Below are 18990 nucleotides of genomic sequence, written 5' to 3'. Positions count from 1 at the left end.
CCGCTTCCCTCACATGGAGTTATCTATGACGGTTACGGATACCGCCCTGATTGTCTTGCTTGCATTGGCGCTGATTTACGCTATCTATGACGAACTCATCATGGATCGCTTAAAGGGAGAAACCCGGCTACGCGTGTTGCTAAAACGCGTGAATCGACTGGATGCGCTTATATTCATTGGCTTAGTCGTTATCCTTATTTATCGTAATGTCATGAATAACGGTCCGGTAATAACCACATCGCTTTTGCTTTTTCTGGCATTTATGGCGATCTATCTTGCCTATATTCGGCGACCCAAATTGTTGTTTAAATCAACAGGTTTCTTTTACGCCAATATATTTATTTTGTATAACCGCATTAAGCATATGAATTTATCCGAGGACGGCATTCTGGTCATTGACTTAGAAAAACGTCGATTATTAATCCAGGTAAATCAGCTTGACGATCTTGAGAAGATATATAAATTTATGATTGAAAATCAATGATATACAATTTAAATACTATAAATTTAAAATATTATTAAACATTCCATTAACTTATTAAAGGTCTTTTATCCCTATCAATCTCGCCATTATTTTAAGCGACGACTATCACCTGACTTTAAATGAAAATCATTATCAATCGCATTGTTAACACATATGTTTTTTATTGTTGTTTACCGCATAAATAATATGTTAAGGTTGCGCCGTCATTGGGGAGTAGCCGGTTTCTGAAAATTAATTCAGAAATGTTCGTATCAACATACTCGTTTTATATCCTCGTCAGGATAATTTAAAACGTGGTGCGGACGGCCGATGGGCAGGCGAGACCATAGACACGATGATCATCATGAGGTTGGGGATGATCGCCGTGGATATGGAGAAGCACCCAGCCGAGGCTACTTACATGAACTTATCAGCGACCCTCATCCTTGCTTTTGGCATGTCTATGGATGCCTTCGCCGCGTCTATCGGTAAAGGCGCGGTATTGCACAAACCTAAATTTCGCGACGCCATTCGTACCGGTCTCATTTTCGGCATCATTGAAGCTATCACGCCGCTAATCGGCTGGACGCTTGGTTTTTTCGCCAGTCGCTTCATCCTTGAGTGGGATCACTGGGTGGCATTCACCCTGCTGTTGATTCTCGGCGGGCGCATGATTATGAATGGTTTCCAGGCCTCGCATGGCGATGAATGCGGACAAATCAAGAAACATAGTCTGCCCGTTCTGGTGTTTACCGCTATCGCAACCAGTCTGGATGCCATGGCGATTGGCGTGGGGCTGGCGTTTTTACAGGTTAATATTTTTCACACCGCGATGGCGATCGGTTGCGCCACCATGATCATGGTGACGCTGGGAATGCTGATCGGGCGCTATATCGGCCCTCTGCTGGGTAAAAAAGCGGAGATTTTCGGCGGTCTCGTGCTCATTGGTATTGGCTGCAATATTCTTTATGAACACCTCGGTTATGTCGCCTGAAACGCCACGATAACCCCTCATCAGATATGATGCGGCAGGACTCCACGCCCTGCTGCATCAAATCATTTTCCCGCAGAGTGAATATAGCCGCTACTCGCCGGCGTCATCATCCGCAACACGCTGGTGAAATCGAATAATAAAATCGGTCTCGCAGCTAAATTGCGCGGTTTGCTGCAATTTTTGCCTCACATCCGGCGTCGCCCGCCAGGCGAACGGCGTCATCTGCAACAGCGCTGCGCCCTCCGCCCCCGACAGTTGCATCGGGTATGCCAGCGTTTGTTGATCAAACAGATGAAAACCAGGCAGCGTTTCATCCCTGATGGGATGCAACTGCACCTGATCATAGACCTCGGCTTTCAGTTGATAAAGATGTCGTGGTCCCGGCGATACGGTAATAACCCAGCCGCCCGCTTTGACCGTACGCTGCAATTCGGCATCATTGCATGGCGCATAAATTTTTAATATCGCATCCAGCGATCGATGGTTAAACGGCAGCCGCTGACTTGATGCGACGCAAAAGTCGACGTCACGATAACGTTTCGCCGCGCGCTGTATCGCGGCTTTTGAAACATCCAATCCATAGACGGCGATCGCCGCCCGACGTTGCTTAAGGCAATCGGCCAGAGCCGCCGTGTAATATCCCTCTCCGCAGCCGATATCCAGCAAGGCCTCGGCGTTATCCGGTAATATCTCGTTAATGCGTCGTGTGACATATTCACGCAACGGCTGGTAGTGTCCGGCATCCAGAAACATCCTGCGCGCCTGCATCATTTCAGCGCTGTCGCCCGGCTGCCTGGAGCGTTTAAACTGCACCGGCAATAAATTCACATAGCCTTCTTTCGCGCAATCGAAGCTATGACTGCCGCATGACCATTGCTGTTTTATTCGATGTAAAGGTTGCTGACACAGCGGACATTGATAAGCTATCAGCATGTTTTCCTGCTTAAAAAATATTCTTCATAAAAAACAGACAACAAAAAACCCGCACCATGGCGGGTTTTGCAACGTAAGCGATGATTACAGCGCGGTAACGTTGACTGCAGATGGACCTTTCTGACCATCTTGGATTTCGAATTCTACGCTCTGGCCTTCAGCCAGGGTTTTGAAACCGTTGCCTTGAATTGCAGAGAAGTGTACGAATACATCTTTGCTACCGTCAGCAGGAGTGATGAAACCGAAGCCTTTAGACTCATTGAACCACTTAACCTGACCTTTAATCTTTGCCATTTCAGATATTTCCTTTAATTGTTTAAACCGCCAGAGGCGTTATACAGACAAACCAAAGTCGTTACTGCTTGAGGCACTAAGATAAGGATCGGCAGAGAAGTGGTATTCAACGCTAACGTTTGTACTCAAGTCTTCTTTACTGAAAATGCCATTCATATACAGAACTGTACCTCGTTTTACCTAATTGCGTTATTACACACTCTGTAGTCGATGGCAAGCCATTTTTTACCAGTCATCGACATGCCGCACAGATTGAGTCTTTTAATGAGCCAATAAATGCTCAGCAACGCACTAAATCACTATAAATGATAGGATTAAATTATTTCAGCAGCAAACCCCACCAGCAATTTCTCACTATAATGAACACTGTCTGCAATACAATTGCAACCATTACCCGCCCCTCTCATCATAGGAAAATTAGATAAGCTTATGATCAATCATTGAATTATATTGGGGTAAGAGAAGCTTCTGGAGGTAATGCATTGATTATTATGCAAGTTATCACCTCCACACCGGCAGGGCTTCCGATAAGGATTAGAACAAAAAGCGAGCAATCCTGTTCCGACTTACTTGCACCAGTTAATTACCCACCAGCATAATGATAAACAACGGAACGAGAAGTATCAGTAAAAGCCAACTGGCCAGTTTCCAACGTCTTTCTGATTTGGTACTCATATCGTTATGTTCCTTGCAGAAATAAGACCTATGCTTAAACCCCATTCATAATGGTATATCGGCAGACTCCAGCCTTTTTTTAGCCCATCTCTCATCTGTCGAATAATCTCTTTTTATTCCATATTAACAGTGCGAATATTGCCTGTTAGCGTTAGACTTACGTTGCAAGGTTGATTTTGTTTCATTAAATTAGATTAAATTTTTTGTTACCAGAGGAGCATTGTGGACCGTTTACTCCTGCCAATACAGCCAATTACCCGCCCGGTCGTCCGACGCGCCATAACGAGTCATCTGTCTCTTGACTTAAATGATATTGATAATTATTCTCATAAAACAAATCACTGCCTGTAAGGATATTTACATGAAACTTTCTCCGGCTCTGTTACCTCGTTTTTTGCAGCGAATCGTCTTGCCTTGCGCCCTGCTCTTCTCCTCCGTTTCCGGCGTTCAAGCGGCGGAAAAACTTAAAGTGGTCACCACATTTACCATTATTCAGGATATTGCGCAGAATATTGCCGGGGATGCGGCTACCGTAGAGTCCATCACCAAGCCAGGGGCGGAAATTCATGATTATCAACCCACGCCAGGCGACATCGTCAAGGCCCAGTCGGCCCAGTTGATACTGTGGAACGGTATGAATCTGGAGCGTTGGTTTGAACGTTTCTTTGAAAACGTCAAAGACGTCCCGGCGGTCGTGGTGACGGAAGGTATTGAACCACTCTCGATCCGCGGGGGCAGCTATAATGGGAATCCCAATCCCCACGCCTGGATGTCGCCGTCCAATGCGCTGATCTATATTGAAAATATTCGAGCAGGCCTGGTTAAATACGACCCCGCCAATGCGGAAACCTATAACCGCAACGCCAAAGCCTATGCCGAGAAGGTGAAAGCGATCGATGCGCCGTTAAGAGAAAGGTTATCGCGCATTCCCGAACAGCAGCGCTGGCTGGTGACCAGCGAAGGCGCGTTCAGCTATCTGACGAAAGACTATCAGTTCAAAGAAGTCTACCTCTGGCCAATCAACGCGGATGAGCAGGGTTCTCCTCAACAGGTGCGTAATGTGATTGACACCGTGCGCGCGGAAAAAATCCCGGTGGTATTCAGTGAAAGCACCATCTCGGATAAACCGGCAAAACAGGTGAGTAAAGAGACCGGCGCGAAATATGGCGGCGTACTCTATGTGGATTCTCTGTCGAACGAAAATGGCCCGGTTCCAACCTACATCGACCTGCTAAAAGTTACGGTCGAAACCATCGCCAAAGGATTTGATCAATGAGCAGTGATACGACGGCAACGCAATCATTAGAAGTCAATGATGTCTCCGTCATCTACAGCAACGGACATCAGGCGATACGGCATGCCTCATTCTCATTGAATGGCGGCACGATCTGCGCGCTGGTGGGGATTAACGGCAGCGGGAAATCAACCCTGTTCAAAAGCATTATGGGGTTGGTGAAACCCACGTCCGGTCAGGTGTTGCTGAATAAGAAACCCATTGTCCAGGCGTTGAAACAGAATCTGGTGGCCTACGTTCCGCAAACCGAAGATGTGGACTGGAATTTTCCAGTCCTGGTTTCCGATGTGGTGATGATGGGACGATACGGCAAGATGAATTTCCTGCGTATTCCCAGTCAACAGGATCGCAGCATTGTCGCTGACGCGTTAGAGCGCGTCGGCCTTTCGGCGCTACATCAACGCCAGATAGGCGAACTGTCCGGCGGACAGAAAAAACGGGTTTTCCTCGCGCGTGCGCTGGCTCAGCAAGGCAGCGTATTGCTGCTGGATGAACCCTTTACCGGCGTCGACGTGAAAACTGAAAATGCGATTATCGACCTGCTGCGCACATTACGCGACGAAGGTCACCTGATTCTGGTTGCGACGCACAACCTGGGCAGCGTGCCGGAATTTTGTGACAACGTGATTCTGGTGAATGGAACCGTGTTGGCCTCGGGGCCGACGCACAGTACCTTCACCCAGAGCAACCTTGAAAAAACCTTTGGCGGCGTATTGCGCCACATCAACCTCGGCGGGCCGCATCTGCACGACGACGACGACGTCAGGACGGTGACCGTACTGACCGACGACGAGCGCCCCGCCGTGTTCTATGGCTCCACCAAGAGCGATCCTCCCGCCGTCCGCAGTCCGCTGGAGGAGAAAAAAAGCTGATGATCGACATCTTATTGCAACCCTTCGGCTATAACTACATGGTCAACGCTATCTGGGTCAGCGCGATTGTCGGCGGCGTCTGCGCATTTCTTTCCGCCTATCTGATGTTGAAAGGCTGGTCGTTAATGGGCGATGCGTTGTCGCACTCGGTGGTGCCCGGCGTGGCGGGCGCCTATGCCCTGGGACTACCGTATGCGGCCGGCGCTTTTTTCACCGGTATGCTGGCGGCGCTGGCGATGACGCTGCTGCGTCATATCACCCGACTGCGTGAAGATGCGGTGATTGGCTTTATCTTTTCAACTTTTTTCGCCGTCGGCCTGCTGATTATCTCGCTCAATCCCACCTCCGTTAACGTACAGTCAATTATCTTCGGCAACATTCTGGGGATAGCCGAGGAAGATATTATTCAGGTTGAGATCATTATCGGCATCACCTTTGTGATTCTTTGTCTGTTATGGAAAGACCTGCTGGCGGTGTTCTTTGATGAAAACCACGCCAGTTCTATCGGCCTTTCGCCGCTGAAGCTGAAAATTCTTTTCTTTACCTTGCTCAGCGCCTGTACCGTGGCGGCATTGCAAACCGTCGGCGCCATTCTGGTTATCGCGATGGTCATCACCCCCGGCGCAACGGCTTACCTGCTCACCGATCGCTTCAGCCGGCTGGTGTTGATTTCCATCGCGCTTGGCGCGTTGACCAGCGCTATCGGCGCTTACCTGAGCTTTTTCCTCGACGGCGCCACCGGCGGCGTTATTGTGACGCTGCAAACGGTCATCTTCCTGCTGGCATTTCTGTTCGCGCCCAAACACGGCCTGTTGGCCTCGCGTCGCTTACGTCGACGCGTTCAAACGGAGGACGCGCGATGAGCATGATCCTGAGCTGGATAGTCGACCCGTTATCCTACCCGTTTATGCAACGCGCGCTGGTGGCGGCCATTGTGACCGGCGCGGTCTGTGCGGTGCTGTCCTGTTATCTGGTGCTGAAAGGCTGGTCGCTGATGGGCGATGCGATTTCTCACGCCGTCTTACCGGGGATTGTGGTGGCCTTTCTGCTGGGGATCCCGCTGGTTATCGGCGCCTTTATCTCCGGCATATTCTGTGCGGTCGCCACCGGATACGTGAAAGAGCATAGCCGGGTCAAGGAAGATACCGTGATGGGGATTATTTTTTCCGGCATGTTCGCGTTTGGCCTGGTGCTGTTCGCGCGTATCGATACCGATCAACATCTGAATCATATTCTCTTCGGCAACGTGCTGGGCATCACCGCCCAGGAACTGACGCAAATACTGCTGATCGCCTTCGTCACGCTGTTGGTGATCCTGCTGAAACGGCGCGATTTCATGCTCTATTGCTTTGATCCCAATCACGCCCGCGTTATCGGCCTGCCGGTGAAACTGCTGCACTATGGGCTGCTCTGCCTGCTGGCGTTGACTATCGTCGCCTCGTTGCAGGCCGTCGGCGTTATTCTGGTCATCGCCATGCTGATCGCGCCGGGTATCATCGCGTTTATGGTGTGTAAGAACTTTGACCGTATGCTGGTGGTGGCCACGCTGGTTTCGGTGGTGTCCTGTATCGCCGGTACGATAATCAGCTTCTATATCGACGGCGCGACCGGCCCCTGTATCGTCATCATACAGGCGCTGTTCTTCACGATTGCGCTGAGTTATCACCAGTTGAAACAGCACCGCCGCACCGCCGCCCAGATTTCGACCAACCTGTCATAATCACGCGAAACCGGCGGCGGACGCCGCCGGTTTATCTTACACAGCGCCAGCGCGTTTACGTTCAATCATGGCTATACTTCTTTGCTGTAAGTTTCGCTTTCTCGTCATCACCAATCATCATCACTGTGCTACAGGTTCAGTTTTTATAAAGTTCAATCAATTACCGTAACAGTGTACACCCGACTGCTGTCAGATGACGGGCGTCAGGCAACATCAACGGGAGGATGGTCTTATGTGGCAAGCTGTCAGCCGGCTTTTAGAAGAGCATCTCGGCGCTGCTGAAATTGAGGAACGCCGAGAACTGCCAGGTGGCGAGATCCACCCGGCCTGGTATATCCGTTATGGCGACCATGACGTGTTCGTGAAATGCGATGTACGTGAAATGCTGCCCAAATTTACCGCGGAAGCCGATCAGCTCGCCCTGCTGGCCCGCAGTAATACCGTCAGCGTGCCTGAGGTGTATGGCGTCGGCAGTTCCCGCGATCACAGTTTCCTGCTGCTGGCGTATCTGCCGGTAAAACCGCTCGACGCCCACAACGCCTGGTGTCTTGGCGAACAGCTGGCGCGCCTGCATCAATGGAGCGATCAGCCGCAGTTCGGTCTGGACTTTGATAATGACCTGTCGACCACCGTCCAGCCCAACTGCTGGCAGCGCCGCTGGTCTTCTTTTTTCGCCGAGCAGCGTATTGGCTGGCAATTGCAATTGGCGGCGGAAAAAGGCATGCATTTCGGTGACGTCGAAAGCCTGATCATGCGCGCGGAAGCGCGGTTGGCCGGACATCAGCCGCAGCCTTCATTGCTGCATGGCGATCTCTGGCCCGACAACTGCGCCAACAGCAGCCATGGCTGCTATCTGTTCGATCCGGCATGTTATTGGGGGGACCGCGAGTGCGACCTGGCGATGCTGCCGTTATACCCGACGCTTCCGCCCCAGATTTACGACGGCTATCAGAGCGTCTGGCCGCTGGATAAAGATTTTATCGAACGTCAGCCCATCTACCAGATTTACTACCTGCTTAACCGCGCCAACCTGTTTGGCGGGAAACACATTATTGAAGCCCAGCAGGCGATAGAACAACAGCTTTTCGACTGACGACGGTTAATCTGGCGCATGACTGCGCCAGGATATCGGCTACTAGACTAATAGTCCCAATAATCGCAGCGCCATATAACCGACGCCCGCAATGATGGCCGGTAAAATATAGAGCGGAAAGAATTGCAGGAAAATGGTGTGATGCGGCACGACGACGCGTGATTCCAGTTTCTCGCGTGAATGGCCTTCGCCGCCCTTCACTTGCTCCAGGATCATCTGATCCTCTATGCCCTCACGAATCGCCTTCACCTGCCGCGACATACGGGCGCCGGAACTCTGTAGCGCCAGGCCGACAAAAATCAGGATATAAATCAGCCAAAACATCAGGCTGGCGGACTTAAACAAGTTCGAAAAATCGGGGACCGGCGAGTTATACCAGAAGATATTCAGAAACGGCGTATTAAAGCGCGTCATATCGACCATCAGATGCACGAAGTCCAGCAGCACGGCATCAATACCTTGTTTTTTCTGAGTAAAAGCATACAGATAGTTGGCAAATGAAATGATGGTGGACAGCAATGCCGGAATAAAAATTATCCATCCCGCGATCCGTTTAATCACGGCTATGCGGCCAGCCTGTTGATACGTCATGAGTTCCCCTTCTGAACGACGCTATTTTTATCACAAACAGTATATACCCTAAACAATTCGTGTTGCGCGAAGGCAGCATTCATTGTTGCGGCTTGAAGTATCGCGGGCATACGCATAAAAATCGTTAGCAGCCTACGGTAAGTTTATTCTCAGTCAACGCTTTTTACTCGATGGTCTTTATAAGCAAGACATTAACTTATACCCTTTCTTTTCTGGTTGCTGGAGTATAGCCTTGCGCACATTGAAATCTATCAGGTATAGCTCAACGGATTTACCTGGCTAACTTTTTATCTTTTTTTACGGGGCTGATGGTATGACTTCGAATTCCTCTATCCGCGCGGCGATTTTTGATATGGACGGCCTGCTGATCGATTCCGAACCATTATGGGATATGGCCGAACTGGAGGTCATCGCATCATTGGGGATTGATACCTCGTTACGTGAATCCATGCGGGATACGCTGGGACTGCGCATCGATCTGGTGGTGGATCTCTGGTATCAGTTGGCGCCATGGAGCGCCCCCGGCCGGGAAACGGTCGTCAACCGGATCATTGAACGGGCGATTGAACTGGTGGATGAACGGCGGCCTTTATTACCGGGCGTCGAACAGGCGTTGCAACTCTGCCGCCGGCAAAATCTTAAGATCGGGCTGGCGTCGGCGTCCCCGTTGCATATGCAAAAGCGGGTCTTACAGATGTTCGATTTAACACGCTATTTTGACTTTTTAGCTTCGGCGGAACATCTGGCTTACAGCAAGCCGCACCCGCAAGTCTATCTGAATGCGGCGCAGGGGCTGGGTGTCTCACCGCTGCAATGCGTGACATTAGAGGACTCGGTGAACGGTATGATAGCGACCAAAGCCGCCCGCATGCGTTCCATCGTCATCCCCCAGGCCGAACTCAGCGAGGATCCCCGTTGGGTGCTGGCCGACCACAAACTGAGCTCGCTGCTACAGCTCAACGTCGAACATCTGGCATAACCCCCTCCAAGCGGCGGTCATCAAAACCGGAGTCCGGGAAAGACGGTTGACCGCCCGCTGCCTGCGACCACTCGCCTACCCGCCGCATTGCCGCCATCCCAGCCCGATCCTCCTCGGATAACGCTGTGTCATACAAAATCATGACCATCATCAAAAATAAATAAAACATTATTTCATTTTTATTGAATTAGCATCCCATCAGAACTATGATTTCCACATAAACAGAAATAGCCGGGCAGACCAAAGCTAAGGTGACATTGTCACTGCCACGCGATATCACCGGTTTGCCCGGTATTTTTCTTCAATGAATTCAGTAGGGTTCCTCACAGTAACGGCTAACGACAACCGATTGTCGCTTATAGAGAGAGTATGGCTATGATTTTAAATTCCTTCGATTTACAGGGTAAAGTTGCGCTTATCACCGGGTGTGATACGGGTCTGGGCCAGGGTATGGCTATCGGATTGGCGCAAGCCGGTTGCGATATTGTCGGCGTCAACATTGTCGAACCTAAAGACACCATAGAGAAAGTGACCGCTCTGGGTCGCCGTTTCCTGAGCCTGACCGCCGATATGAGCAATATTGCCGGTCATGCCGATCTGGTTGCCAAAGCCGTGGCGGAGTTCGGCAAGGTCGACATTCTGGTCAACAACGCCGGCATTATCCGCCGTGAAGATGCCATTGAGTTCAGTGAGAAGAACTGGGACGACGTGATGAATCTGAACATAAAGAGCGTGTTCTTTATGTCGCAAACCGTGGCCCGGCAGTTCATCAAACAGGGTCACGGCGGCAAAATCATCAATATCGCGTCCATGCTCTCTTTCCAGGGCGGCATTCGCGTACCGTCTTACACCGCGTCAAAAAGCGCGGTCATGGGCGTTACCCGGCTGCTGGCGAACGAGTGGGCTAAACATAACATTAACGTCAATGCGATTGCTCCTGGCTACATGGCCACCAACAACACCCAGCAGCTGCGGGCGGATGAAGAGCGCAGCAAAGAAATCCTGGATCGTATCCCGGCCGGGCGCTGGGGTTTACCGCAGGATCTTATGGGGCCGGCGGTGTTCCTCGCGTCCAGCGCGTCCGATTATATCAACGGCTATACCATCGCGGTCGACGGCGGCTGGCTGGCCCGCTAACCCGCATTCTTGCTCATTTCGTTCGCCAACGATGAGAAAGGCGCAATCCGCTGCGCCTTTTTCTTTAATAGTGACGGCGTAACTACTTCCTCAGTTCGGGTTAATCTCATATACTGTATAAAATAACAGTTCGATTTGAGACGTCTCATGACTGCGGAAGGACATGTCCTATTCTCTGTTGCCTGCGTAATCCTGGCTAAAAAAGTAGAGTTATCGCCAGAGCTGGCAACGGGAGACTGGTGGCATCTGATTCCTGGCGCGCTGCTCACGTCGCTCCTGCCGGATATCGATCACCCCAAATCTCTGCTGGGACAAAGGTTGAAATGGCTATCGGCCCCTATCGCCCGCGCATTTGGCCACCGGGGGTTCACGCACAGTTTACTCGCCATCATTGCCGGCGTTTACTTTATTCAGACGCGGATGCCTGCCGACTGGCTGCTGCCGACCGATGTCTACCACGCGATGATTGTCGGCTACTTAAGCCATATCGCCGCCGATATTCTGACCTCATCCGGGGTACCGCTGCTCTGGCCTTGCCGCTGGCGTTTTCGCCTGCCGATACTGAATAGTCAAAAAGGTAATCAGTTGGAGCGTTTTCTCTGTATCGCCTTTATCGGTTTTTCTCTGTATCAACCGCAAAAGAGTCTGAACTGCTGTAGCTACGAACAATCATTCAGGCTTATCCAGTCGGCGCAGGCGCGCGTGACCCAGCTATTAAAATAGCTCCCCGATATTGCGTAATCGACATTGCGTAATAAACCGCCGTCGCCGCAAAAATCACGCATTCATCAGCTATAATTTATAACTTACAACCATATAACAAACTTATGACAGAACTGATATTCTTGTCCGCGTTTTTCATCACTCAGAAAAATTTTCATCTAATTTATAGGGAGAAGTGGAGATGAACTTTCCGCTGCTATTCAATATTCTGGCATTTGCCGCCCTGTTGTTCCTGCTGGGGTACGCCGGCCGGAACAAATCGTGGAGTCTGGCAAAAAAGGTTCTGCTGGGTCTGGTTATCGGGGTTTTATTCGGTCTGGCGCTGCACCTGGTCTACGGCAGCGACAATCCGCTGATTAAACAATCCGTCGCCTGGTTTAACATCGTCGGCAACGGCTATGTTCAATTGTTGCAAATGATCGTCATGCCGCTGGTATTCGTCTCCATTCTGAACTCGGTCGCCAAGCTGCATAACGCCTCCTCATTAGGCAAAATCAGCATACTCACGCTCGGCACCCTGCTGTTCACGACGCTTATCGCCGCGTTAGTCGGGGTTTTCGTCACCAATCTTTTCGGCCTGACCGCCAGCGGATTGGTGCAGGGCGCGCAGGAAACCGCGCGCTTGTCGGCTATCGAAACTAACTATGCGGGCAAGGTTTCCGATCTGAGCGTTCCTCAGATCATCCTTTCCTTTATCCCCAAAAATCCTTTTGCCGAGCTGACCGGAGCCAACCCCACGTCAATCATCAGCGTGGTAATCTTTGCCGTGTTCCTCGGTGTCGCCGCGCTGCAATTGACCAAAGATGATGCGGCAAAAGGCGAACGCGTCCTGACGGCCATCGACACGCTGCAATCCTGGGTGATGAAGCTGGTGCGTCTGGTGATGAAACTGACCCCGTACGGCGTGTTGGCGCTAATGACCAAAATGGTCGCCGGCTCCAATCTGCAAGATATCCTTAAACTGGGTAGTTTTGTGGTGGCGTCCTACCTGGGACTGGCTATCATGTTCGGCGTACACGCGCTGATTCTGTCATTGACCGGCATCAACCCCGCCCGATTCTTTCGCAAGATATGGCCGGTGCTGACCTTTGCCTTTACCAGCCGCTCCAGCGCGGCGACCATTCCCCTCAGTATCGAGGCGCAAACCCGCCGCATCGGCGTGCCGGAATCCATCGCCAGCTTTGCCGCCTCGTTTGGCACCACCATCGGTCAAAACGGCTGTGCCGGGCTTTACCCCGCGATGCTGGCGGTCATGGTCGCCCCGACGGTCGGCATTAATCCGCTCGATCCGGTATGGATTGCGACGCTGGTCGGCATCGTCACCATCAGTTCGGCCGGCGTGGCCGGCGTGGGCGGCGGCGCGACCTTCGCCGCGCTGATTGTCCTGCCGGCCATGGGGTTGCCCGTTACGCTGGTGGCGCTGCTGATTTCCATTGAGCCATTAATTGACATGGGACGTACGGCATTAAACGTCAGCGGTTCGATGACGGCGGGAACCGTAACCAGCCAGTTATTGAAACAAACGGATAAAACGGTGTTCGCCGCGCAGGAAGAGGTGGAGTTGGCGCACCGATAGCGCGCACGTCATGCTGTATCGCAAGTAGACAGCCAATCTATAACGAGCCGGCAGGTAACTGCCGGCTCGTTAATCATTTTACGCTATCAGTTATTCAACACGCTGTTCAGAAGTATGGTCGTAATTATTCCGGTGGCGGCGGCAATCAATACATAGTTGCCGTCAATGTAGGCCCAATGTTGACCTGACGGCGGTTCACGCAGTCCACGGGCGCGCCAGTCATTAACCCGGTAATCATCGCCGCGAAAACGTTGCGGCACCGGATGCCCTTTCCTGAAATTATTGCCATGCGACACAAACCGCTCCCTCTCCTGGAAACGAGGCGCATTGCGCTGCTCACGGGGCGCCTGTTTTGCCGTTTGTCCGCGTTTTTCACCGTTGTGATTGGCGCCAGGGGCATTTCGTTGGTTGTTGTTGGCATTGGGCGAATTTCGTTGATTATTGTTGGCATTGGGCGCATTTTTACGCTCGCCGCCGTCTTGGTTATTGCGCGGCAGCATCCTCTGATCCTGCGGTCCGTTCATTCCTTGCGCAAAAGTGAAACCAGAGAAAGAACTGGTCGCCAGAAGTAACGACATCGTCAGTGCCAGTGTTTTTTTCGTCATTGCATTTTCCTCGACGCCTAAACAGTCTTACAAAGCGGGTTAAGCGCAATATCCGTTACAACGTCGTCGGACGAAAGAGAGAAATATCTTAAAACCCCCGATCTGACAAGATATTACCAAATCCAAACAAAATCTTAACACTATCGGCGGCGCGCGCTGATCTCATGCGCATCAAGGAAAGGTGAGCGCCCAGGGCGCTGAAAGGCAGGCAAGCGATCATGCTGGAAGATACGCTCAAAGGGTATGCGTATTCCAGCATGTTTTTTGACGATGAAAATTCAGAGATAACAACTAATCACGCAAGCCGTCGCTTACGTCATCACTCAATAAAGAGGTTTGTTATCGTTGTGGGGAGGTATCATATGCTTCGCAGCTTTGGAAGCCCTTGTTCAGCACATGCCCGGTTTCGTCATAGCTGACAAAGTAGTTTTGCGCCGTTCCGTCGCGGTTCTTCAACAGATAATTACTGCATGTCCCGCGCGCATTCTTCAGGCGGACTTCCGTTGAGGCCGTTCCGGCAATCTGATGAACCTGCTGCTTCGTCATTCCTGTTTTCACGTCCTTCACGACAGGTTCCGTCACCAGACTTTCCGCTTTATTGTAGGTTGTACACCCGGAAAGAAAGACTACGCCCGCCGCTGCCATACAGAGCAAGAGCCGATTATTTTTCATTGCATTACCTCATGTGAATGGGTCATTGTTAAGACTAGATGGCAAAAGGCGTTTTTTCAAATCATAACCCGCGTTATGCGCATATTAATCAAGCGCCGCGGTGATTTTATCCATAGGTAAAACTGCTGATGGCGCACTTGTTCTTTTTCTTCTCGCCAATTAGCTTTACACTCTGATGATTAAGGCAATTTTGGCAGGTTCAACAAGTTCGGAAGGGGAACGTTATGTCATTACAACAAGACATTATTACCGCGTTGGGCGTCAAAAGCAGTATCGACCCGGTAAAAGAAATCCGTGTCAGCGTAGATTTTTTAAAGCGTTATCTGACGGCACATCCGTTTGTGAAGTCCCTGGTTCTGGGGATCAGCGGCGGTCAGGATTCAACCCTGACCGGAAAGTTGTGTCAGACCGCCATCACGGAACTGCGTAACGAAACCGGCAATCAGGACTACCAATTCATCGCGGTGCGTTTACCTTATGGCGTTCAGGCAGATGAAGCCGACTGCCAGGAAGCCATCGCGTTTATCCAGCCGGATAAAGTGCTGACCGTTAATATCAAACCGGCGGTAGAAGCCAGCGAAGCCACGCTGAAGGCGATTGGCATCGAACTGTCCGATTTTGTGAAAGGTAATGAGAAGGCGCGCGAGCGTATGAAAGCGCAGTACAGCATCGCCGGGATGAATGCAGGTCTGGTGGTAGGCACCGACCACGCGGCGGAAGCGGTAACCGGCTTCTTCACTAAATACGGCGATGGCGGCACGGACATCAATCCGATATTTCGCCTGAACAAACGTCAGGGTAAAGCCTTGCTGCGCGAATTAGGCTGCCCGGCCAAACTGTATACCAAAGCGCCGACAGCCGACCTGGAAGATGACCGTCCCGCCCTGCCGGACGAAGTGGCGCTGGGCGTCACCTATGAAACGATCGACGACTACCTTGAAGGCAAGCAAATCGACGCGAAGGATGCGGCGATTATAGAAAACTGGAATCGCAAAACCGAACATAAACGTCGGCCGCCGGTTACCGTTTTTGACGATTTCTGGCGTTAACGCGCCATTAATGTCTCGGGGCGGATACCGCTAACGGTATCCGCTTTTATTCGTTCCGCATTTAAAGATCCCCCGTCATGAGCTTGACGCCACAACGCGCGACGCTTGCAGGTTTGTCGGCAATCATTTTATGGAGTATGTCCGTCGGACTGATCCGTAGCCTTACCGAGACGCTTGGCCCCATCGGCGGCGCGGCCATGATCTATTCTGCCAGTACGCTATGCCTGTGCCTGTTTTATGGTATTCCGCAGTTCAAAACGCTGCCTAAAATCTATCTGCTGATCGGCGGCCCCTTGTTTGTCTGCTATGAAATTTTTCTTTCCCTCGCCATCGGGCTGGCCAATAACCGTTTACAGGCGATGGAACTGGGCATGATCAACTATCTGTGGCCTTGTCTGACCATTCTGTTTGCTATCTTTATCAATCAGCAAAAAAGTCGCTTGCTGCTCTGGCTGGGTCTGGCGCTTTCTTTGGCCGGTATCGTCTGGATTATGAAAGGCGACGGCGCATGGTCTCCCGGACTGTTGTGGCGAAATATTCTCACGAATCCGCTGGCCTATGGATTGGCATTCTCAGCGGCGGCGGTATGGGCTTTGTACTGCAACATCACCAAACGTTTCGGTCAGGGGAAAAGCGGTATTTCCCTGTTTTTTCTCGTTGCCTCGTGCGTACTCTGGATACAATATGCGCTCAGCGCCGAAGGCCCGATTGTATTGACGCTGCCGTCTTCGCTTGAGCTTATTTTTATGGGCGCCTCAACCGCGCTGGCTTATTCCGCCTGGAACGTCGGGATTCAAGCCGGTAATCTGACCCTGCTGGCGACCGCGTCTTACTTCACGCCGATCCTTTCCACGCTGCTGGCCGCACTGTGGCTGAGAACCTCGCCGACAATCGCTTTCTGGCAAGGCGTACTGATGGTAACGGCAGGCTCCCTGCTCTGCTGGTTCGCGACCCGACGCGTCACGCGCTAAGCGACAGGTATGATTTGCACGTCCCTTACGGGAGGTTTACCTGCTATAGTAATCCCACGTTTTTCTACGCAAAAATCATACATGCTACGTCGATTCTTCTCTTACTACTCGCCCTATAAAGGCTTATTTATACTCGATTTTGGTTGCGCCATCATCGCCGGACTACTTGAACTGGGTTTTCCGATGGCGATCAAATCGTTCATCGATACGCTGCTGCCGGCGCAAAACTGGACATTGATTCTGCTGGCTTCAATCGCCCTGTTGGCCGTTTATCTGTTGAATACCGGGCTGATGGCGATCGTCAACTACTGGGGACACGCACTGGGCGTCGGCATAGAAACGGATATGCGGAGGCAGGCGTTTGAGCACCTGCAAAAATTGCCGTTCCGTTATTACGACAATATGAAAACCGGACATATCATCACCCATGTCACCAAAGATTTGGAAGAAGTGGGCGAAATCGCGCACCACGGCCCGGAAGATCTGTTTATTGCCGTAATGACCTTCATCGGCGCATTTATTCTGATGGCGACGGTACATCTGCCGTTGGCGATGCTGACCATCATCATCGTACCCTTCATGACCTATCTGGTGAGCCGCTATGGCGCACGGATGACGGAAACCTGGCGACAGTTGTTCGGCCAAGTGGGTAATTTCAACGCCCGTATCGAAGAGAGCGTCGGCGGCATCCGCGTGGTAAAAGCGTTTGCCAATGAAGCGCATGAACAGCGACTCTTTTCCCATGACAATGAAAATTACCGTCGCACCAAGCTTCAGGCCTATCGCATCATGACCGCCAGCCTGACGCTCAGCTACCTGAGCACACGCTTGATACAGCTTATCGTGATGTTGGCCGGGATCTGGTATGTGATTAAAGGCGAACTCAGCTATGGCGGTTTTATCGGCTTCCTGCTGCTGATCGAGGTCTTTTTCCGTCCGGTCGCCAAAATCACCTCCGTACTGGAAAGTTATCCCAAAGGGATCGCCGGTTTCAAACGGTTTACCCAACTTATCGATACCGAACCGGACATCACCGACGCGCCGAACGCTCGGCATATCGATAGTCTGAAAGGCGATATTCGTTTTAACCAGGTCAGTTTCGGTTACACAGCCGATCGCCCCATCATTCATCACGTCGACCTGTCTATCCACGCCGGGGAAACCGTCGCCTTCGTTGGTCCCTCCGGCGCAGGCAAAACCACGCTCTGCTCATTACTGCCGCGTTTTTACGATCTGACCGGCGGCAGCATTACCATTGACGGCATCGATATCCGGGAAATGACGCAGGTGTCGCTGCGCAGTCAGATCGGCATCGTACAGCAGGATGTCTTCCTGTTCGGCGGCAGCATTCGTGAAAACATCGCTTACGGCAAACTGAATGCCGGCGATGACGAAATCATGCAGGCGGCGCGGCGAGCACGATTGGATGAATTGATCGAAAGCCTGCCGGATGGTTTGGATACCGTGGTCGGCGAGCGCGGGGTCAAACTATCGGGCGGGCAGAAACAGCGTTTGTCTATCGCGCGGATCTTTCTGAAAAACCCGCCGATTCTGATTCTGGATGAAGCGACCTCGGCGCTGGATACCGCGACCGAACAGGCGATTCAGCAATCGCTGAACGAGCTTTCCGCCGGGCGCACCACATTAGTCATCGCACACCGTCTGGCGACGATACAGAACGCCGACCGTATTGTGGTGGTGGATAACGGCGGCATCATCGAACAGGGCAGTCATCAGGATTTGCTGGCTCACAGCGGTATTTACGCCAGTCTGCATCAGGCGCAGTTCAAATATGCCTGATAGGTTCCGGCACGGCCGCGCTGATAAGAGGGGCCGTGATATACATCTAAAAGCGAGATGACGCGTATATGGCCCGAAAACCAGCAGGAAAGCGAGTGCAGCGAGAAATCAAAACCGTCAGCCTGATGATAGACCTCTATCAAAAACGGCATCCTGCCCCGGCAGAAGACGGCGAGCGTTATACCCGTCTGCTCGATTACGCCGTCAATCGCCTGGCGCGTTGTTATTTCGGCGAAGAAAAACCGGCCTGTAAGCACTGCCCGATCCATTGCTATCAGCCCGCCCGACGGCAAGAGATCAAAGCGATTATGCGCTGGTCGGGACCGCGTATGTTGCTGCATCACCCTATTCTCGCCATCCGCCATTTGATCGACGATCGCCGGCCGGTGCCTGATTACCCGGAAAGAACCGGCAAAAAGCAATAGATCGTCGCGCCGGCGGCATCACCGCCGCTCGGATTCATCATTACGCGCTTTTAATCGGATATTCGTCATGCACACGCTTTGCTCCGTAACGAAACAACAATTCACGACGCTTACCGATATATGG

General features: G+C 51.7%; 21 protein-coding genes and 1 riboswitch. Of the genes, 15 read left to right on the top strand and 6 right to left on the bottom strand.

Annotated features, from left to right (window positions below; all coding sequences use genetic code 11):
- The first annotated feature begins 25 nt into the window (after positions 1 to 25).
- Together ABRZ28_RS05865 and mntP are read left to right on the top strand one after the other, a co-directional pair.
- On the top strand, positions 26 to 484 hold the full coding sequence (locus tag ABRZ28_RS05865; RefSeq protein ID WP_330519715.1) for a DUF986 family protein: 459 nt from the start codon (positions 26 to 28) through the stop codon (positions 482 to 484).
- Between the two features lie 196 nt (positions 485 to 680).
- Positions 681 to 874, top strand: a riboswitch (yybP-ykoY riboswitch).
- A 10-nt stretch (positions 875 to 884) separates the two neighbouring features.
- Positions 885 to 1457 (top strand): manganese efflux pump MntP, encoded by a 573-nt coding sequence (gene mntP / locus ABRZ28_RS05860; RefSeq protein WP_319602581.1) that lies wholly within the window; start codon positions 885 to 887, stop codon positions 1455 to 1457.
- Positions 1458 to 1547: 90 nt separating this feature from the next.
- On the opposite strand, the gene rlmA is transcribed toward mntP, so the two are convergent.
- The 3 genes from rlmA to ABRZ28_RS05845 all read right to left on the bottom strand — a co-directional run bounded on the left by rlmA (position 1548) and on the right by ABRZ28_RS05845 (position 2840).
- Positions 1548 to 2384, bottom strand: a complete 837-nt coding sequence (gene rlmA, locus ABRZ28_RS05855) for a 23S rRNA (guanine(745)-N(1))-methyltransferase (RefSeq protein WP_319602927.1) — start codon at positions 2382 to 2384, stop codon at positions 1548 to 1550.
- A 90-nt stretch (positions 2385 to 2474) separates the two neighbouring features.
- The gene (cspE, locus tag ABRZ28_RS05850) at positions 2475 to 2684 is read right to left on the bottom strand and encodes a transcription antiterminator/RNA stability regulator CspE (protein WP_048639002.1); all 210 of its coding nucleotides are present in this window, start codon (positions 2682 to 2684) and stop codon (positions 2475 to 2477) included.
- A gap of 39 nt (positions 2685 to 2723) precedes the next feature.
- Positions 2724 to 2840: a DUF2627 domain-containing protein gene (locus tag ABRZ28_RS05845; RefSeq protein WP_009112961.1), complete on the bottom strand. Its 117-nt coding sequence runs from the start codon at positions 2838 to 2840 to the stop codon at positions 2724 to 2726.
- An 880-nt stretch (positions 2841 to 3720) separates the two neighbouring features.
- On the opposite strand from ABRZ28_RS05845, the gene ABRZ28_RS05840 reads away from it, so the two are divergent.
- From ABRZ28_RS05840 to ABRZ28_RS05820, 5 genes are all read left to right on the top strand, one after another.
- A complete protein-coding gene (locus ABRZ28_RS05840) occupies positions 3721 to 4635 on the top strand; it encodes a metal ABC transporter substrate-binding protein (protein ID WP_330519714.1) in 915 nt (304 codons plus the stop codon).
- Positions 4632 to 5525, top strand: coding sequence for a manganese/iron ABC transporter ATP-binding protein (locus ABRZ28_RS05835; RefSeq protein ID WP_319602583.1), 894 nt, complete (start codon positions 4632 to 4634; stop codon positions 5523 to 5525). Before ABRZ28_RS05840 ends, ABRZ28_RS05835 begins: the two co-directional genes overlap by 4 nt.
- Positions 5525 to 6388, top strand: coding sequence for a metal ABC transporter permease (locus ABRZ28_RS05830; protein ID WP_319602584.1), 864 nt, complete (start codon positions 5525 to 5527; stop codon positions 6386 to 6388). The genes ABRZ28_RS05835 and ABRZ28_RS05830 overlap by 1 nt, the downstream gene beginning before the upstream one ends.
- On the top strand, positions 6385 to 7245 hold the full coding sequence (locus tag ABRZ28_RS05825) for a metal ABC transporter permease (protein WP_330519713.1): 861 nt from the start codon (positions 6385 to 6387) through the stop codon (positions 7243 to 7245). The genes ABRZ28_RS05830 and ABRZ28_RS05825 overlap by 4 nt, the downstream gene beginning before the upstream one ends.
- A 232-nt stretch (positions 7246 to 7477) precedes the next feature.
- Positions 7478 to 8338 carry a fructosamine kinase family protein gene (locus ABRZ28_RS05820; RefSeq protein WP_330519712.1) on the top strand — a complete coding sequence of 287 codons (861 nt, stop codon included), beginning with the start codon at positions 7478 to 7480 and terminating at the stop codon, positions 8336 to 8338.
- A gap of 42 nt (positions 8339 to 8380) precedes the next feature.
- Here ABRZ28_RS05820 and ABRZ28_RS05815 read toward each other — a convergent pair whose 3' ends face one another.
- The gene (locus ABRZ28_RS05815) at positions 8381 to 8929 is read right to left on the bottom strand and encodes a YniB family protein (protein WP_330519711.1); all 549 of its coding nucleotides are present in this window, start codon (positions 8927 to 8929) and stop codon (positions 8381 to 8383) included.
- A 313-nt stretch (positions 8930 to 9242) separates the two neighbouring features.
- On the opposite strand from ABRZ28_RS05815, the gene hxpB reads away from it, so the two are divergent.
- The 4 genes from hxpB (at position 9243) to ABRZ28_RS05795 (ending at position 13344) form a co-directional block, all read left to right on the top strand.
- Complete coding sequence (hxpB, locus tag ABRZ28_RS05810; RefSeq protein ID WP_319602588.1) at positions 9243 to 9908, top strand: hexitol phosphatase HxpB; 666 nt, start codon at positions 9243 to 9245, stop codon at positions 9906 to 9908.
- Between the two features lie 375 nt (positions 9909 to 10283).
- A complete protein-coding gene (kduD, locus tag ABRZ28_RS05805) occupies positions 10284 to 11045 on the top strand; it encodes a 2-dehydro-3-deoxy-D-gluconate 5-dehydrogenase KduD (protein ID WP_319602589.1) in 762 nt (253 codons plus the stop codon).
- A gap of 147 nt (positions 11046 to 11192) precedes the next feature.
- A complete protein-coding gene (locus ABRZ28_RS05800) occupies positions 11193 to 11768 on the top strand; it encodes a metal-dependent hydrolase (RefSeq protein ID WP_319602590.1) in 576 nt (191 codons plus the stop codon).
- A gap of 181 nt (positions 11769 to 11949) precedes the next feature.
- The gene (locus ABRZ28_RS05795) at positions 11950 to 13344 is read left to right on the top strand and encodes an L-cystine transporter (RefSeq protein ID WP_330519710.1); all 1395 of its coding nucleotides are present in this window, start codon (positions 11950 to 11952) and stop codon (positions 13342 to 13344) included.
- A gap of 86 nt (positions 13345 to 13430) precedes the next feature.
- On the opposite strand, the gene ABRZ28_RS05790 is transcribed toward ABRZ28_RS05795, so the two are convergent.
- Together ABRZ28_RS05790 and osmE are read right to left on the bottom strand one after the other, a co-directional pair.
- Entirely contained in the window at positions 13431 to 13949 is a 519-nt protein-coding gene (locus ABRZ28_RS05790) for an RcnB family protein (protein WP_330519709.1), read from the bottom strand.
- 339 nt (positions 13950 to 14288) lie between these two features.
- The gene (gene osmE, locus ABRZ28_RS05785) at positions 14289 to 14621 is read right to left on the bottom strand and encodes an osmotically-inducible lipoprotein OsmE (RefSeq protein ID WP_330519708.1); all 333 of its coding nucleotides are present in this window, start codon (positions 14619 to 14621) and stop codon (positions 14289 to 14291) included.
- Between the two features lie 224 nt (positions 14622 to 14845).
- On the opposite strand from osmE, the gene nadE reads away from it, so the two are divergent.
- The 4 genes from nadE (at position 14846) to ABRZ28_RS05765 (ending at position 18866) form a co-directional block, all read left to right on the top strand.
- The gene (gene nadE, locus ABRZ28_RS05780; protein ID WP_330519707.1) at positions 14846 to 15670 is read left to right on the top strand and encodes an NAD(+) synthase; all 825 of its coding nucleotides are present in this window, start codon (positions 14846 to 14848) and stop codon (positions 15668 to 15670) included.
- 83 nt (positions 15671 to 15753) lie between these two features.
- Complete coding sequence (gene yddG, locus ABRZ28_RS05775; protein WP_330519874.1) at positions 15754 to 16641, top strand: aromatic amino acid DMT transporter YddG; 888 nt, start codon at positions 15754 to 15756, stop codon at positions 16639 to 16641.
- An 81-nt stretch (positions 16642 to 16722) separates the two neighbouring features.
- Complete coding sequence (locus ABRZ28_RS05770; protein WP_330519706.1) at positions 16723 to 18441, top strand: ABC transporter ATP-binding protein; 1719 nt, start codon at positions 16723 to 16725, stop codon at positions 18439 to 18441.
- 68 nt (positions 18442 to 18509) lie between these two features.
- Positions 18510 to 18866, top strand: a complete 357-nt coding sequence (locus ABRZ28_RS05765; protein ID WP_319602596.1) for a nitrous oxide-stimulated promoter family protein — start codon at positions 18510 to 18512, stop codon at positions 18864 to 18866.
- Positions 18867 to 18990 lie beyond the last annotated feature (124 nt).

The sequence above is a fragment of the Brenneria sp. g21c3 genome (assembly GCF_040240345.1).
Classification (GTDB): domain Bacteria; phylum Pseudomonadota; class Gammaproteobacteria; order Enterobacterales; family Enterobacteriaceae; genus Brenneria.
This window is presented reverse-complemented; position numbering and strand designations above follow the sequence as displayed.